This is a genomic window from Chroococcidiopsis thermalis PCC 7203 (assembly GCF_000317125.1).
In the GTDB taxonomy this organism is placed as follows: Bacteria; Cyanobacteriota; Cyanobacteriia; order Cyanobacteriales; family Chroococcidiopsidaceae; genus Chroococcidiopsis; species Chroococcidiopsis thermalis.
Window position 1 is genome coordinate 895340 of the sequence record NC_019695.1, and the last position, 17563, is coordinate 912902.

Annotated in this window: 14 protein-coding genes; 2 read left to right on the top strand and 12 right to left on the bottom strand. The window is 42.6% G+C overall.

What is annotated here, in order from left to right:
• The first annotated feature begins 7 nt into the window (after window positions 1–7).
• Together CHRO_RS03920 and CHRO_RS03925 are read left to right on the top strand one after the other, a co-directional pair.
• Window positions 8–784, top strand: a complete 777-nt coding sequence (locus CHRO_RS03920; RefSeq protein ID WP_015152884.1) for a tectonin domain-containing protein — start codon at window positions 8–10, stop codon at window positions 782–784.
• A gap of 27 nt (window positions 785–811) precedes the next feature.
• Window positions 812–2884, top strand: coding sequence for a right-handed parallel beta-helix repeat-containing protein (locus CHRO_RS03925; protein WP_181824269.1), 2073 nt, complete (start codon window positions 812–814; stop codon window positions 2882–2884).
• Window positions 2885–2937: 53 nt separating this feature from the next.
• On the opposite strand, the gene CHRO_RS03930 is transcribed toward CHRO_RS03925, so the two are convergent.
• The 12 genes from CHRO_RS03930 to CHRO_RS03985 form a co-directional block, all read right to left on the bottom strand.
• Entirely contained in the window at window positions 2938–4320 is a 1383-nt protein-coding gene (locus CHRO_RS03930) for a hypothetical protein (RefSeq protein ID WP_015152886.1), read from the bottom strand.
• A gap of 119 nt (window positions 4321–4439) precedes the next feature.
• On the bottom strand, window positions 4440–5666 hold the full coding sequence (locus CHRO_RS03935; protein ID WP_015152887.1) for a glycosyltransferase family 4 protein: 1227 nt from the start codon (window positions 5664–5666) through the stop codon (window positions 4440–4442).
• 70 nt (window positions 5667–5736) lie between these two features.
• Window positions 5737–6987, bottom strand: coding sequence for a glycosyltransferase family 4 protein (locus tag CHRO_RS03940; protein ID WP_015152888.1), 1251 nt, complete (start codon window positions 6985–6987; stop codon window positions 5737–5739).
• A 39-nt stretch (window positions 6988–7026) separates the two neighbouring features.
• Window positions 7027–7785 (bottom strand): FkbM family methyltransferase, encoded by a 759-nt coding sequence (locus CHRO_RS03945; RefSeq protein WP_015152889.1) that lies wholly within the window; start codon window positions 7783–7785, stop codon window positions 7027–7029.
• 4 nt (window positions 7786–7789) lie between these two features.
• Window positions 7790–8959, bottom strand: a complete 1170-nt coding sequence (locus CHRO_RS03950) for a glycosyltransferase family 4 protein (protein WP_015152890.1) — start codon at window positions 8957–8959, stop codon at window positions 7790–7792.
• A 28-nt stretch (window positions 8960–8987) separates the two neighbouring features.
• Complete coding sequence (locus CHRO_RS03955; RefSeq protein ID WP_015152891.1) at window positions 8988–10205, bottom strand: glycosyltransferase; 1218 nt, start codon at window positions 10203–10205, stop codon at window positions 8988–8990.
• 22 nt (window positions 10206–10227) lie between these two features.
• Complete coding sequence (locus CHRO_RS03960) at window positions 10228–11307, bottom strand: glycosyltransferase family 2 protein (RefSeq protein ID WP_015152892.1); 1080 nt, start codon at window positions 11305–11307, stop codon at window positions 10228–10230.
• Window positions 11308–11355: 48 nt separating this feature from the next.
• Window positions 11356–12522 (bottom strand): glycosyltransferase family 4 protein, encoded by a 1167-nt coding sequence (locus CHRO_RS03965; RefSeq protein WP_015152893.1) that lies wholly within the window; start codon window positions 12520–12522, stop codon window positions 11356–11358.
• Window positions 12523–12601: 79 nt separating this feature from the next.
• On the bottom strand, window positions 12602–13696 hold the full coding sequence (locus tag CHRO_RS03970) for a hypothetical protein (RefSeq protein WP_015152894.1): 1095 nt from the start codon (window positions 13694–13696) through the stop codon (window positions 12602–12604).
• A 25-nt stretch (window positions 13697–13721) separates the two neighbouring features.
• Window positions 13722–15383, bottom strand: a complete 1662-nt coding sequence (locus CHRO_RS03975; protein WP_015152895.1) for a glycosyltransferase family 4 protein — start codon at window positions 15381–15383, stop codon at window positions 13722–13724.
• A gap of 47 nt (window positions 15384–15430) precedes the next feature.
• Complete coding sequence (locus tag CHRO_RS03980; RefSeq protein ID WP_015152896.1) at window positions 15431–16594, bottom strand: DegT/DnrJ/EryC1/StrS family aminotransferase; 1164 nt, start codon at window positions 16592–16594, stop codon at window positions 15431–15433.
• On the bottom strand, window positions 16587–17561 hold the full coding sequence (locus tag CHRO_RS03985) for an SDR family NAD(P)-dependent oxidoreductase (RefSeq protein WP_015152897.1): 975 nt from the start codon (window positions 17559–17561) through the stop codon (window positions 16587–16589). The genes CHRO_RS03980 and CHRO_RS03985 overlap by 8 nt, the downstream gene beginning before the upstream one ends.
• Window positions 17562–17563: the final 2 nt, after the last annotated feature.

Here is a 17563-nt window from a genome sequence, read left to right on the forward strand (position 1 = left end):
ACCATCTATGCGTTTTCAACTGGGACGAACGATTTTTAAAATCATTGTTTTGTCATGTTTAGCATCTGTAACGACTCAATGTGCAGATCGAGCAACGTCAGTACAGAAGCAATTTCCCGGAGTGTGTGCAAAAGATCTTGGCGTGGGCAATAATAGCTCTGTTTGGATGGTAAGTTGCGGTAAAGCAAACGAATCGGGGGATTTTTACTTATTTACCTGGAACGGTTCTAAGTGGGATATGATTCCAGGTTTTGGTAGCGACATAGCAGTCGCACCAAATGGTACTCCTTGGATAACCAACTCAGGCGGACAAATCTACAAAGGCAACGGTAACAATGGATGGGAACAAGTTGCAGGTTGTGCGAGAGATATTGCAGTAGGAAATAACTCTGTTTGGGTATTAGGTTGCAAGCAATCTGGAGCTAAGGATTTTGAAATTCTTTCATGGCAAGGTTCCCAATGGAATCGAGTTGAAGGCGCTGCTGCACGCATAGCAGTCGAACCGAATGGTACTCCTTGGATTGTCAATTCCAGCGGGCAGATTTACAAACGTAGTGGCGACAGTTGGCAACAAGTTTCCGGTTGTGCAAAGGAGATTGGAGTAGGAGAAAATGGCTCAGCTTGGATACTAGGTTGCAAGTCAGCTGGTGCTGGTGGTTTTGAAATACTTTCACGCCAAGGTTCTAAGTGGACGACACTCCCTGGTGCTGCTACTGGCATAGCAGTCGAACCGAATGGTACTCCTTGGGTAATCAGCATTGAGGGAAAAGTTTTTCGTTTATAATCCCTCACTCTTTACCCGTACTTGTATTTGCACCACCTGGTTAAAACAATCAAAAATTTATCCAGCACTCAAGTATTCCGTGAATACGATGGCACTAACTTTCAGCTATTTCAACATAAATGTACTCCGAGCTATGGCTTTACGGGCGATCGCATGAATAAGTTGAGAATTTTATTGTTTGCCACTGGTATTCTTATCAGCTTCAGTATATCTGCCTCAGATCGCTCTGATAATCCGCATGGATATTTACTCAGTAGTTCGCCACTTGATGCTGCGAATGTTGCTCGCGAGTATTTCGTCGCCTCAAAAGGCTCAGATAATAATCCTGGTACGTTGGAGCGCCCATTTCAAACAGTGCAAAAGTGTGCTAATGTCGCTCAGCCTGGTGACTCCTGCTTATTAAGAGCTGGAATTTATCGCGAAACAATTCGCCCCGCAAATTCAGGGACATCATCGACTACACCGATAACATTTGCAGCGTACAACAAAGAGGACGTAACGATCTCCGGTGCGAACCCGGTTGAGGGATGGCAGGTGTTTCGCGGTTCTATTTTCCGTGCGAATGCGTCTTTACCCACAAATAGATATAACGATACGGGCTTTTTTGCCAATCAAGTATTTGTCAATGGCGAGATGATGCCAGAAGCGCGGTGGCCCAACACGGGAAGAGATCCGTTGCGTCCGAAACTGGCGGGTGGTGGTGTCAGAAGCCAGGGTGGTAATGCGGCGATCGTAGAAAACGCTGAAATTCCCAATTTAGCAGAGGGTTGGGCTGGTGCTACGGTATGGACGAATGATTGGTATGTCACTCGCACCGGGACGATAACGGGTGGTACTGCGGGAAAGCTGACAGCACAAATGACTGCCCCTTGGGATCGAGGTGGATATTGGTTCTATCTAGTTGGCAAGTTGGGGTTGCTCGATAGTGAAGGCGAATGGTTTTATGATGGTAGCGATCGCGCCCTCTATCTTTGGACTCTTGGTGGTACGAGTCCTAACTCAGTAGAGGTGAAGCAGCGCAACTTTGCTTTCGATCTGGGCGATCGCTCTTATATCGTACTGCGTAATTTGAAGCTTTTTGCCAGTACAGTGACCACCAGCAATGCGAGTCAAGGTGTCGTGATTGATGGCATCCGTGCTAAGTACGTATCGCACCACATGACCCTACCACCATTACCGAAGTCCGAGCAAGCACCTAATTCTGATGATGGTTTAATCGTTGCATCTCACGCACACGACACTGGTATACAGTTACGGGGTAGCAAGCATACGCTGAAAAACTCAGTTGTGGAATGGAGTTCTGGCAATGGCGTATTGTTAGAAGGTACTGGACATAGGGTGACGAATAATATTATTGCTAACAGCAATTATATGGCATCTTACGCCGCCCCAGTCCGCATCAACGGTACTGGTCACCGGATTACTTACAATACAATCGAAGCAGCTGGACGCGATGCCATCAGTTTTGATTGGCATACCGCAGGTTTCGATGGTAACAAAATCGATATTGCTTACAACGATATTTCTCGCTTTGGCATGTTGAGTACCGACTTAGGGGCAATCTATATCTGTTGCTATGTCAATCTTGCAGGCGGAGCTATTCACCACAATTGGATTCGAGATACTCAAGCATTCAGTCCGTTTTGGGGCACGCGAGGCATCTATTTAGATATTGAAAGCTACAACAGTACGATTCATCACAATGTTGTATGGAATATTACAGGGGGCAAGGATAGCTTTTATCTAGTCGCAGGTAGTCCACGCGGATACAATCGGATTTTTAACAATACGTTTCTCGGTTCAATATATACAGATAAAACTGTTGAAGCGCGCAACAATATTTTGCGGAGTTCGACGAGTATAACTGCCAGCCAGCAGTCTCACAATTTATTTCAGTCAACCGATCCAAAGTTCACCAAAGCTACTACAACAGATTCAAAATCTATCCCAGATTTTACCTTACAATCTGGTTCGCCCGCGATCAATGCAGGCATGGCAATTACTGGGGTGACGGACGGGTTTGTGGGTAGCGCCCCCGATATCGGGGCATACGAACGGGGCGCTAAGATTTGGAAAGCTGGATCTAGACTGAAACGGTGATGTCAGAAACTTTGGCGACTTGAGTTGATTTTAATACGAACGTGTAGTAACCGTTACTGTTTTAACGCCTTTTTTCTGTTTTCATGCCATCGAATACCGATGAAAAGAGCAATAGTAAGCATAAAACCTGGTTCCTCCATTTGAGTTAGAAAAAAACCGTAAACTGCTACAGTAAGTACGAGAAACCTACTGAAATCATCTAAGCAAAGATTGCGCCATACAATGAAGCCAAGATACAAATAAGTTCCTAGCCCAAACCAACCTAAATCTCCCCAAATTCCTGCCCAACTGAACAAAGGAACATACAAGGTTGTTGTCAAAGCAATCCAATTCCCATTGATAAACTTCCAGATGTCGTCATATAGAGGAGGATTGGAAGCTCCTAGCGGGCTTAATAAATGCCAATACTCTCGAATTGACCATCCTCCTAATCTGCCAAGTGTATGCCCTGGTCCAAGCCCAAATAACCAATTTAAGGGCGATCGCCAATGGGCGAGTACCATATGAATTCCTTGCATTTTGACGGCAAGTCCGCCAGTCTCAGAATTCTCATATATGTCGGATCTAGAAAACCAATATTTGTAAACCTCAAAAGCTTCTAGATTATATGCAGCCCAGATAAAAGCGGCGATCGCGAGAACGATACAGGTTGCATACATTAAAAACTTTTTAACATTTCGAGTTTGGCTTAAACCTAACAACATCCAAGCTAATGCTGAAGTTAAAATTACCTGTTTTGTATCTGCAATCAATATCTGATGAACTGCACCAATTAAGCTAAGTATTCGTAGCCAGAGGGGAGCTGTTTTAAAAAAAAGCAAGAAATATAAAGCAGCACTTACGGAAACGGCAGTGGAGACATAACCGCCTGCTCCTGTTGCAAAGAAAACTCCTTGAACGCCATCCGTTTCATCCATTCCATTTGCTGCAAATAGTAAGCCAGCACTTAATAAAGGTTTCTGAATTTCAGCTAACAAAAAGTTAATCAAAGCTGAAATTAACGTCCAATTTCTAATTTTTTTAATGCTGGCGGATGATAGGGGAATACAAACTATTGCTAGTAGGAATAGATATGGCTCAGCCAGAATTAAAAAGTTAAAAACTACATTGATAAAACCTGCGTTGTTGACAAGCGCGCTGACAAGCATAGCTCCCAGCAGAACCAGGATAGCAGATGAAAGCAAACTGGCGATCGCAATTTGTTTACGATCTTTACTGCGGTTAGTGACTAGCACCACTGCAAGCGCAAACCCAACTGTCAAAAAATGAAAAAAATTGAGAAATGAAGGAGCGCGAGTTATCGTACAAAAAATTCGAGAATAAAAAGCAGTAGCAAAGGCAAAAAATATCAGAGTTGAACTCTTAATAATATACTTCTTTTTTGCTATGGTTCTAGTGCCGATCGCTAAATCCATTTTTTGAGGTAAGGGTTGCATCTACTCATTTCCCTCCGCTAAATGTTAGGAGTTAAGTATTCGGACATAATTAAAGAGCAAATTTATTTTGTTTCTACCTTCTGCCTTTTTTTTACGATAAATATCTACGTTCACCTATCTTATTGGTTAAACTTTTTAACTTTCGATGTAGATTGATTTTGGTTATCGGTACTGATTTTATCAAAACTAGTTTGCACTCGTTGCAAAATACCAACACGTAATGGACTCTTTCTAGCGATCGCAGCATAAAATTTCAGATAACGAGCGGCTACATCTGATTTAGAAAAACGCAAGTCTTTTGCAGTTTGACTGAGAGGTTTTTCTAAAGCATTAATCATTGCTTGAGAAAGATTTTTTACTGGATCTCCTTGCAAGTCAAAGTAAGTACAGTTAGAAGAGCCAATCTCTCTAAATATTGGAATGTCAGAGCAAACTATTTTACAAGAAAAATGCATAGCTTCTGCTAGAGGCAAACAAAAACCTTCTTGCGACGAAGGGGCAATAAACATTTCACAATTTTGATACAGCCAACATAATTCATTATCTTCGATAGAATCAAGCAGTAATACCAGTTCTTGAAGGGAGAGTCGATTAATTAACTGCTGAATTTTTTCAGTTTCAGGTCCATTGTTGCCCACAATGACTAGTTTAGTCGTATTTTTTAAATACTTGTTTTTAATTAACAACCAAAAAGCTTGAATTGCTAGATTGATATTTTTATTGCTTCGATGTTGCGCAATACTTAATAGAAAAGAATCGCGATCGCTAATTGGTAAGTGAATTGACGAATTAGATTTTAAGCCTTCCAAACTCACGTAGTTATAAATAACAGTTACTAGTTTACGTAGATGAAGATTTGGAAAATATAATTTCAGGCTGCTTGCAGTAGATTTAGACACGCAAACTAGACCGTCGCTATTTGTTATACATTGCTTCAGAAATATGCGGTTGAAAATTGCATTTGGATATCCAAAAACTTCAGGTTTTTCATAAGGATATAAATCGTGAATCGTAGAAATCACAGGAGATGAGAACAGCTCTCTTACAAAGGGGAAAGGAAATGACATATAAACTAAGTCAGGCAAGAGACGGTTAGCCAATTTTGGCAAACCAAATAAAAACCACATATTTCTTGCCAACGCACTATTCTCAATATCTATTTCGATCAAATTAATTTTTTTGGAGTTAAAAAATGTTTTAAAATAATGCTTTTGCCATGCTCCTACTATCAAAGTTACTTTAGTGACCTCTTTTGTATCAGCTAAGCATTGAGCTAAATTTGCGGCGTGTCTGCAAACACCAGTAGGTTTGGAAGGTCTGTGTAAAGCAGCAATGAGAATATGCATATCGAGATGCTCCCTTAAATATGTATTGCCATGTATCAGACGTGACTCTAAGAGACAAGGATTTTAGGAGCTATTTAGTCATTCTGGCTCCTGGCTTCTGACGCTTGACTTCTGCATAAAGCTTGTTCAAATCTTCGCCGACAGCGTTCCAGCTATAGTTTTGACTGACTCGGTTCCGTGCAGCAAGACCCATACTAATTCTCAGTTCTGGATCTTTAACTAAGTGAATCATACTTGCTGCGAGGTCGCGTACAGCTTGATATGGTTCGAGAGCTGGAACCTTAAAACCAGTCTCATTTGTAACTTGAATTGCTGGACCTCCTAAATCCAAACAGAGAACGGGACGACCTGCTGCCATTGCTTCCATACATACCCATCCTCCAGAATCATGCAAACTGGGATGAACTAATACGTGGCAATCTCTTAAGAGGTCTAAAGCTTTTTCACGCGGTAATTTACCCCAGAATTTTACTTTGCGATCGATACCCAAATCTCGTGCTAGAATTTGCAGGCGATCGCATTCCGGTCCTTCTCCAACAATCCAGTACTCTGTATTGGGTAAATTTGCTTGAGCGAAGGCACGCAGTCCCAGATGAAAGCCTTTCCAGTGTAAAAGCCTACCGATACTGATAAACCTTACTGGTGTCTCGTCAGGTATTTCATATTGAGTCAGAAGCGCCATATCTTCTTCAGGTAATCCGAATCCTGGCAAGATTTGTACCTGCTTTGCGCCTATTTTATACAGCCGCTCGGCTGTATCTTTAGTTGTTGCTCGAACTACAGTACTCTTTTTGGTAGTCAGATGTACGAAGGGATCTATCTCTCCCAACTTGCGAATTAAGCTGCGGGTAATTTCGTAAATTTTGGCTTTCCAACTAAAATCTTCCCAGAAGGTATTTGGCGCAGACTCTCCACCTCCTACTGGTCCCCAGATGAAGGGAGATGGTAGCAAAGATAGAAAGCAAGGATTGCAATACTTCATAAAAGTCACATGGTGCGTCAGGTCAAAGCCAATTTTCTGATGCAGGCGACGAGCCACAAAATATGCTTGAATTTGCCATAAGTAATAATGCAGTTGCATTCCGCCAGAGTGTCCCCATCGGCGGCTATCGTACCAAAAGGGGAGAGTGAAATAAATAAAGTGAAGGTTGGGGACAGGGTTGCGTGCTAGTTCTGCCTCAATCTCATTCTGGCTTTCATCAGGTCGAGTGAGTACCCAAACTTCGTGATATTTGGCAGCCTCGCGAACAATATTCCAACCGATACCAGGCTCGGAACCCATACCTGGTTCGCAGGAGTATGCAGATATTAATATTTTCATGTTCGGGTGCGGGAGTAAGGTTATAAAATTTTTTGTTAACTAACTTTGGGAAGGCTGGAAAATAAAGTTGCAGATATAGGTTTTTCCTAGAGAGGATAACCCGGCATAATTCTCGATGTTTTGGTGTTTTTTGAGAGAAAAGTTATCTAAACTCTTAAGCTCTCCATCTAGCAAGAAGAAACCTTTGTAACCTAAAGCTAGAATCTTCGCAAATATCTCAGAAATATCGCAATCTGGATGATGTTTTTGTTCGATTTCAATCAAAAGATTTGGGCGTTGAGTTATCAATAAATTTTTGGCTCCATCAATTGTAGCTGCTTCATGCCCTTCTACATCAATTTTGATAAAGCCAACGTTTGTATGACCTTGCTCGTCAAGTGTTTTTAATGGAACTTGATATGTTTTACTACCTTGAGGAACAGCTTTTTCTTCTAAGCTTCCAAGTTGGTCATATAAAAATTTATCGACAAGTGGGATTGATAGATTTGCTTGTCCCGAACGATTGGAAAGAGCGATCGCGTAGACGCTCACATTGGAACGACCCGATTTATGAATAAATTCTGCTAGTTCTGGATTGGGTTCGTAAGCAAAGACATGGCGCGAAAGCCGAGCTAGAAAATAAGTATAAATTCCTTTGTTTGCCCCAATGTCAATACTATTTTTCTGGCGATCGACCAGCGATTTAAGTATTTTTAACTCAGGCTCACCTTTACGGTAATGCATCGCAGCCATTAAGTGAATAACAGCCGAAGGGGGTAATGTTCTTCTAACTAAATCTTTTGTAGACATTGCAATCATTTTACTACTTCCTCCCCGTTGTAATTTTTAAGTAATTACTAGAAACAATTCGATCGCTGGACGCTCTGGTACTTAGTAATTCTTCATAAACTTTAGCTACTTGCTCTGCTGTTCTCTCCCAAGTAAATGACTTAACTCTATGCAAACTTTTGTTTACAAGGTCTTGGTAGTACGTTGGATCTTTTTGCAAACAAATTACTGCGTCTGCAATTTCCATTGGATTGTTTGGGTTAACTAAAATCCCAGCATCACCAACAACTTCAGGCATAGCAGAGGCATTAGAAGTAATGACAGGAGTACCGCAAGCCATTGCTTCTAAAATAGTGATTCCAAATCCTTCGTGTAATGAAGGAGCAATTAGAACATTAGCAGCATTATATAACTGTATTAAGGTCGATTTATCTGGTTTTCCAAAATATTTAATCCATTTAGTTAAGTTATGACTTTGGATAAACTCTTTTTGCTCGGTGTTAAAATCCGACCCTACTTTCCAAAATTGTATTGGCAAACCTTTTTGAACTAAAAATGCTACTGCTTGTAAAATATTAGAAATATTTTTACGGGGATGATTTACGCCAACATTTAAAAGACAAAATGTTTCCTTGTCAATTCCCTGTCGAGCGCGAAATGACTCAACTTCTACTTTAGATAGAGGTCTAAATATGGCTTCAACAGCGTTAGGAATAACACTAATACGCGCTGGCTCAATATTTAATATTTGAGTTGTATCTTTAGCGGTTGCACTAGAAACAGCAATGATGCGATCGGCATATTTCATGCCTTTAACTGCATAAATCCAAGCATTTCTACTAACTAGTGGTAATTGTACCGAACCTTTAAGATTATCGCGGTAGAAAAAGTTAATCAGGTCGTGACAAGTAACGATCGCAGGTTGACCAGTCTGTTTTAACCAATAGACGAGATGAGCATCACAAGGTTCGATAATATGAAAAATATCGGCTGTTTGTTGTTTAACTCTACGAGGATAGCGCCAGAAACGTTCGTAATATTTCTGCACTCTCAGCAACCAGGAAGAATTATTGCGATCGAAAGAACGCGGTGCTAATTCAATAATTTCCCAATCGGGACGGACAGCTTTGAGTCCTGAAATTAAACCGTTGGTATGGACATCAATGCTAAATTCAGCCATTGTTCGTGCGATCGCGACGCGCATTTTTAAACCCCTTATCAGTTATCAGTTATCAGTTATCGACGATCTCTTCCCACTCCCTATTCCTTACTCCCCATTCCCTTAATGTTTGCCATAGTTGAAGCGATCGCGCTGCAATTCGTTCGTGCGAGTAGTGCTGTTGCACTCTGTTCAAACAGTAATTTTTTACTTCTTGTCGCCAATTTGAGTCGCAAATTAGCCGCTCTAAAATTGCTGCTAATCGGTCTGCGTCTTCTTCTGGAAATATCAAGTCAGATCGTCCGATCGCGTGTGGAATTTCGCCACTGCTAGAGCCGATAACAGGTACACCCATTGCCATTGCTTCAATTAATACATGACCGAACTGTTCTTTCCAGGTGGGAGTTGTGCGTGAGGGAAGTACAAGTACGTCAAATTGCGCAATTGCGATCGGTGCTGCTTCATGTCTTACTGCTTTTTCCCAAATTACCAAGTCAGCAATCTGCTGTTTTTCTGCTTCCTGACGCAAATCTGCTTCACTCGTACCAGAACCGCAGAGGATGACGCGACAATTGAAACCCCGTTGTCGCAGTTGACTAACAGCGGTAAATAAGATGTCTATTCCTTTTCCCGCAACAAATCGTCCTAAAAAACCGATATGAAACTCTTGGCGATCGCCTTGGGATAATTGCGGCGCGAATAAATTCGTGTCTACTCCCATCTGAGGCATAATTGCGATCTTTCTTGTATATCCCCAATGACGCAATAAATCGGCTCCTCCATGATTCCCTGCAATAATGGCGCTGGCTGAATTCAGTACAAATTGACGTACCCAACGGCGAAATCTAGGTAGGTTGCGATCCATATTTTCCCACCCAAATACAACTAATTGCTTGCCTGTTATTCGCGTCCAAATTGCTAGCTCAAACGCACACATTGAGAAAACTTCTTCTTCGACTTGTACTATGTCAGGTTGAAAATCGTTCAGCACTTGCCAAACTCGCCAAGGTGCGTAAATATGAGCGCCGCCACGACCAGCAAACAACACGGGTGCGCTGTAAATTTGAATTTTTGAGTACGGTGTTTCTAGTTCAAGTCGGCGATTCCATTCCAATGCTTTCCAGTTATTAGGAGCCAATAAACCGACTTCAATTCCATCAATTTCTGCGATCGCCTGAAGTTTCCCCTGATTCACACCTACTACATAAGCGTGGCTGACAAAAAGAACTCGCAGACAAGAGTTGGTTTTAAATTTTGTTTTATTGCTATGAATAGAATCTACTGTTTTCATAATATTTATTATGTATAAATAGTTATGCTTTACTACTAGATAACTTCGACCGATTTGCCTGCGCCTGAATTTTTGTAATTATCCAAGCGATCGCTTTGGGGCGAAAATGCGGCGCGTATAACCAAGTAATCGCTGGTTTTGCTAAAGCTAAAGGCATAAATCCCACCCAAATAAACCAGAGACTGTAGATCGATCGTTTTTGCCAATTAAAGTGCGAGTATTTCCAAAGCGAACGAATTCCCTGATAGACGAGTGAGAGAGGTCGATCTAAGGGAATCGGATGATTTTGAGGATCTAACCGTAAGGAAATAATCCGCGACCATAACCGTCCGATAGCTCGTTGTTCTAAATCTTTTGGTAATTTATATCCTAATTCGTTTGCTTTTTGTAATAGCAGGGAATAGTTTTGTAAGTCGTGTCGGACAAATCTATGAAAGCGATCGCCTGTTACTGTAGCTAAAGCCCACTGATTGCTATTATGAATTCGGTACACACCTAAAGGTTCTTCAATCGCTGCTACTTCTCCATAAAAAGGAATTGAAATTGATAAGTAATCATCAGCAGTTAATTTATATTCATCAGGAATCGGGAAGACTTGTTCTAGTGCTTTGCGACTGAGTGCGTTGCCACTAGTAGGCGTGCTATCATAACCACCAACTTCTAGTAATCTGCGCCATACCTCGCCAGTCGATAATAATGCACCTTGCGGACAGGAGTATCCTAAAAATTGACTAAAGGTATCAACTACATTTAAGCGGTAATGTACTTTAGCTAAATGTGGTTTCCAAATAGAAACTATGCGTTCGACAGTATGAGGCAAAAGATAATCGTCAGAGTCTAAGAAGATAATAATTTCGCCTTGACTCATAGCAAATCCACTATTAAAAGCGGCTGCTTGTTTGCCATTTTCTTGCAGAATAGGAATGATACGCTCGCCGTAACTAGCAATAATATTGCGAGAATTATCTGTAGATCCGTCATCGACAACAATGACTTCAGTATGAGGATAAGTTTGGCTTAAGGCACTATCAATTGCTTCTGCTAAGAAGCGATCGTAGTTATAGTTATTGATGATGATGCTAACTGATGGTTTATTTTTCATAAAAATAACTCTTAAAAGTAAACATATTAGCCCCTGAAATCTCCAGTTCTAATTTAGGTTGTCCACCAGTAATTTTTTCACGGTTCGCCCAGCCACCTTCCAGTTAAGTCGCGTCTGATATTCATTAAAAGCAGAAAGTGCCAAATCTTTGTATTCGTTATAGTTAGTAAATAGATGAATTACATATTTACAGTACTCCGAAATATCGGCTGCTTTGTCAAACGTTGCACCATTTAAACCTGTTCTAATAATTGTCGGAATTCCACCAACTTTAGTGGACAGACAAGGTACGCCTAGTGAATTCGCTTCGCATAAAACAATGGGCGAACAATCTGCCAGTGAGGGCAAAATTAGAAAGTGAGATTCGCCAATAAGTTGATGGATTTTCTCTTGACCTTCGCGACTAGATTTACTAATAAACCCCAAAGGTTTAACAAAACTAGGTAGAGAACCTTCTACAATAGGTTGAGAGCCAATAACTGTTAGCTCTGTACTCAAACCTAAGTTATTTAACTCCTGAGCAACCTTAAGGGCAATATCTCCCCCCTTACGGAACCAATCAACTCCAATAAATAGCAATTTACATGGATTTAAGGGTCTGAGTTCAATTAAATCTTTAACTTCGTAAAGAGTTTTACTACTTTCAATATTTGCTCCAAAAGGCACAACTTGTACTTTTGCTGGATCGGCTTGATAATATTCAATAGCGGTTTGAGCTGCCCATTCAGATGAATAAATTGCTAGTTTAGATTTCTGGAGAGCAGTTTTTTCCATTAAATGTCCGTTGCTAATTGACTCTTGACATAGATTGCTATATTGGGGATAAAAATCTATTAAGTTAGCAAAAGTTGCATCTGCCCAGAAAATAATTGGCTGTTGGCATTCAAGATATGCGATCGGATCTACCGTGGCACTAAATATAATATTTGCATCACTTTGAGCTAGTTTTTTAGCAACCTGATTGGCGTAATTCTTAAGAAGTATTGGTTCCGTAGTTTTGATATAAGTTTTGTGAAAAAGCTCGTGATAGTGCCGCTTCAATTTTAGCCTAGCTTTCAACGTCAATTGATTTTTTAGAGAACCAATATACTCTATGTCGCTGGCGACCTGGTGCTTGAGTGACTGAGCTATGTAATAACCTGTTCCCGACCATTCATTACAGCCTTGCGTACCTAAAGAGCGAGCATTATAAGTGGTTGTGTATGCTATCTTCATGTTTTGTATAATCTTTAGACTTTAAAAAGTAATATTTTTGTATTTTTGTTATTTTACAAATACAAAACTCAAGTAAAAATTACTGTCTGCGACCTGAGATCGTTAAGCTACTTTTCCCGCGAACAGTTTTTTCTACAAAGTTGAATACCTGTGACTTTAGAAAGTAGTAACTCGGACGGAATGAAAGGAAAGAACGACGTGTATTAAAAAAGACTTGCTGTTGCCAAGGCGACATCGAACACCAATTTTTATAGGCTGGAATTGCACTATCGATCAAAAAAGTTTGCCATTTTGCCACCATTTGCTCCGATTGTGTTTCTTTAGCCCGTATCCACCCGTTTTCAACCATAGCGCGACGCATTTCCTTGTTATCTCGAAGGCGCTTGAGCGATGAAATCACCTCTGTTAAAGAAGTTGCTTCTAGATAATCGAGATCGCTTTTGCGCTCAGCTCGAAAGGCAGATTCATATCCTAAGATTGCTGGCACGCCAGCGTGCCATGCATTATATAATTTTGATGCAGGCTTGCCTCTAAAATAATTTTTACGACCAAATTCTCTGACAGCCAAGACGACATCAATATCGCTGTAGTCATGCCAGGAATCGTGAAGGAGTTTCTTCTGAAACCGCAAGCCTAAAGCGTCTAGTTGCTCGTGCCAAAACTGACCGCGAAATTCAGAAACTAAATTTGTTTCATTTCCAATAAACGCAACATTTTCAAAAGTATCCCCACGCTGAGGATCGCGAGGAATCAGAGAAGATTGCGTCCAGTGAGGAATAAAGTAACTTTCCCAAAGTGTCAAAAATCTTCTGGGTATTGCTTGGTACGGATTTTGTACGACATGCAGTTGTGCGTAAGGATGCCGATCCACATCTGCTCTTAAGCAAACAATCAGTAATTTTGGACTTGGCTGTAGAGAATCATCCAAAAAATCACGATGAGATAAAACAATTCCTTCATCAGGCATTGTTTGTACTAATTGGCAAGGAAATCCACGATCGTTGAGATAAAGATAAGTTTGCAATGTCCAAATACAACCGCCACCCGCCATCGGAGATATCGAACGGTGAAAAGATAGCCACTGCCAGAAAGACTGAGCGTTTTGTGGTAAGTTGCCAGCAGGTAATTTGCTGGGAGGAATATAAAAATAAATTGGTGGTAAGTTTTTAAGCATATAATTTGTAAAGATAAAAATTTGATTAACGTCTTCGTAAAAAATGCCAGTGCGAGTAGTTTCGACGCAACAAGTAATAGCGCGATCGCAATTTTTCTGGAAGTAAAAAATTCAGATGATTATTACGAAAACCGTATTTTTTGACCAAGTTGAGCCACAACTGTAGCCGTTGTTTGAATGGCATTAGCGGCATATGCCAATGCATAACTGTTTTTAGATCGGTTTGATTGACGCTTGGTAAGAAGATATCCGGTTCACCTAAAGACATCTCATCCACTAAATCTAAGGTCGCAGTTTTTTTAGGTAGAGCTACAACATAAGAATAAAGCTCGTTTAAAGCATTCTGCCAATGACTACCCCAATGAGTTGCGGCTATTTTATTTCTGGTGGCTTCCCCAAGCGATAGACGAAACTCTTCATCTTCAACTAAGCGGGACAAAACTGCTGTATACTCTTCTAGATCCCGCACTCGAATCAAATTACCAGTCAAACCAGGCATATCAGAGCCAAGAACGCCGCATAGATCGGAAGAGTATGGGTAGCGACTCACCGAGGGTACGCCGTAGCTGCCAGCTTCTAGTATGGATGTAATGGAAACGAAAGGAAATGAGTCAACATAGATGTCGGCAGCTTGATAAAATACAGCGGTATCTTTAGTTTCTCCCAAGACTTGAATTCTTCCCTGGGTTTGCTGGATCGCTGCCGACCAATCTTCGTCGCTATGACCTGGACCGATCGCAACCAAGATCGCTCGATCGTATCGCTTTAGTAATTCAACGTGAGCATCAGCAAAACTAACGCCATCAACCGTTTTATATTTAACTGCTCTGGCAATGGAGAGCAGCATGATACTGTTTTCGTCAATTCCAAGTTGTTGCTTGGCTTGCGATCGCGACAGTTTTCTACAAGCTGGTTCTAAAATCGTCGCAAGCAGCAGGTTACGCTTTGCCTCAATCCCTCGGCGCTGTTGAGATAAATGCATTCCCGACTCGCGAAGATTCGCGATCGCGTCACTGACAGCAGCTCCTACCCAAAACCAATGGTCGCCGTGATTTGTATAGACAATTGCGGGAGATTGTGCTTTATTAGCAAATGCAATTGTTGGTACAACATCGTACTCCCAGGTATGTAGCACGACGATATCTGCTGTTGCGGCGCATTCGCGTAGCCTCTTGGCACGCGAGATAATTCCGCCATTACGGTCGTTTAATACGTAAATCCTGCCCTGGCTATTGGCTACAGCATCTTTCAGGGTTTGAGGAATTTCGTTCAGTGCTTGCCTTGTTAAAGCAACTGAGTGCGATCGCTCGGTATCCTGTTGAATCCAGCGCCGCAAGAGTCTAGGTATACCGCCGATATCAGAAAGATGGGTAGATACGTGAAGTACGTGCTTCACCGTTTTGGGCAATGCAGTCTCCTTTTGAGGAGCGAAAGCGATTGGGATTGCCTTGCGTCCAATGGTCAGAAGGAGCTGCTCTAGTTCGGAGCTGACGAAAAAACCACAATGGTTCAACTGAGCGTAGTTAGCTGCAATCTGCCCGTACACCGCTGCTGCTTCGTAGTTGCCTTGCTGCGCTAAGTCTTTTGCTTGCGAGATCAGGCTGCGAAATGTCGCAAAGTTTTGTGGGATGAGCTGGCGACCTTCTGCTTGCCAAAGGCTGAGTGTTTTGTTAGCTAGTGTTTCCATATACTTTCTCTCGATCTGCTCCTGCTAGATTGCACTCAGCACAACACTTAAAGACAAACAGTTTTCAAAACCGCGATCGCCCGATCTTGTTCCGACTCCGTCATTTGGTGGAAAAGTGGTAATATGATGGCGCGATCGGTAGCTTCTTCGCTTTCGATGAGGCGATCGCTTCCACAAGACCAAGCCTCAATTTGATATGCCGCTTCGCGGTGAGCGCACATAATCCCCCGTCGCGTGGAAATTCCCGCATCCAACATCGCTTGCATGACTTGCACCTGGTCGTACTGCTGGGGTAAGCGGACGCAATAGCTCTGCCAGTTACTTTTTGCCCAATTTGGCTCGGTGGGCAATTTTAATCCAGGCACGTCTGAGAGCTGTTCGTGGTATCGCTGTGCTAGGTAGCGGCGACGTGTGACAATCTCCGGCAAGCGTTTGAGCTGTTCCCGTCCTACTGCCGCTTGAATGTCGGTCATCCGGTAGTTGTAGCCCAACATCGGGTAAGTCTCGAAAATCACTTGTTTCGCGCCGTGGCGGACAGTATCGGGGACGCTCATGCCGTGTTGTCGCCACAGACGAAACTGTTTGTCCCATTCAGGATTGCTGGTGGTTAGCATTCCACCATCACCAGTCGTAATTACCTTGCGGGGATGGAAGGAAAAACAGGCAATATCGCCGTGGGGTTTGCCGATTTTTTCCCACTGTCCTTCCCAGAGAATTTCACTACCAATGGCGCAGGCTGCATCTTCAATAACTGGCAAATTGTAGCGCCGCGCAACCTCCACAATCGCTTTGAGGTCGCAAGGCATTCCCATTTGGTGGACGACCAGAATCGCGCGGGTGCGATCGCTCACCACTGCTTCGATTAAAGTGGGATTAATGTTGTAAGTGTGCGGCTCGATATCGACAAATACGGGGATCGCGCCGCAATAGCGAATGCTATTCGCAGTGGCAATATAAGAATGACTGACGGTAATTACCTCATCCCCAGGCTGCACGCCTACGGCTAACAGAGCTAGATGCAATGCCGTGGTGCAATTAGAAACCGCACAAGCAGACTTTGCCCCTACATAAGTTGCAAATTCCTGCTCGAAAGCGGCGACTTCGGGTCCTTGCGTTACCCAACCGGACAGAATCGCCCGCTTAGCGGCATCTGCCTCGGCTTCACCCATCCAAGGTTTGGCAATTGGAATATTCTGCATCTGCTCAGACATTGCTTGTTTCCTTTGCCAGCTTTTGTTCGCGCCACCATTTGACAAGCTGACGCAACCCCTCTTCTAGAGAGACTTGCGCCTCAAAACCCAATAAATCTCTAGCTTTGCTGACATCTGCTAGTCGGCGCTGTACGGGGTTGACTTTGCGTTCTGCACCATATTCTGGCTGTAAATCTGACCCCATGACTCTAGCCAAACTGTAGGCAAGATCGTTCAAACTGCTTTCTAGACCGCTAGCAATGTTAAACACTTCGTCCGTCACATCGGCTTTAGCCGCCAAGATGTTTGCTCTAGCGATATCTTCGATGTAGACGAAATCCATTGTCTGCTTGCCATCACCAAAAATCAGTGGCGGTTGACCTGCGCTAATGCGTTCCATCCAGCGGATCAGCACTTCGGTGTAAACGCCATAAATATCCATCCGGGGACCATAGACGTTGAAGTAACGCAAGGCTACGTAGTCCAATCCGTACATGTCATGGAAGCTACGTAACAGCCCTTCGTTAAATGTCTTGGCTGCACCGTAAATCGTGCGGTTGTTGTAGGGATGGTGCGCTTCTGTGGTGGGGAACTCCTCTGCCATGCCGTAGATTGAAGCTGAGGAGGCGGCGACTACTTTTTTGACTCCGGCACTGACCGCAGCTTCTAGGACGTTGAAAGTTCCATTAGCTAGAACTTCCATCGCTAGGCGCGGTTCTTGAGCGCATTGAGTGATGCGGATCGCTGCCTGGTGGAAGACGATATCCACACCTTGCATGATATCGGCAAGCAGTTGGCGATCGCGGATGTCACCTTCGACAATGACTAAATGTCCGCGTTCTTGCGCTTGAGCTAAGTTTTGGCGCTGTCCGCGAGTAAAATCATCCAAAACTATAATTTCAGCAACTTCTTCTTTAACTAACAAATCGGCAATGTGGGAGCCAACTAACCCAGCACCGCCTGTAATTAATACACGTTTATTTTGCATAT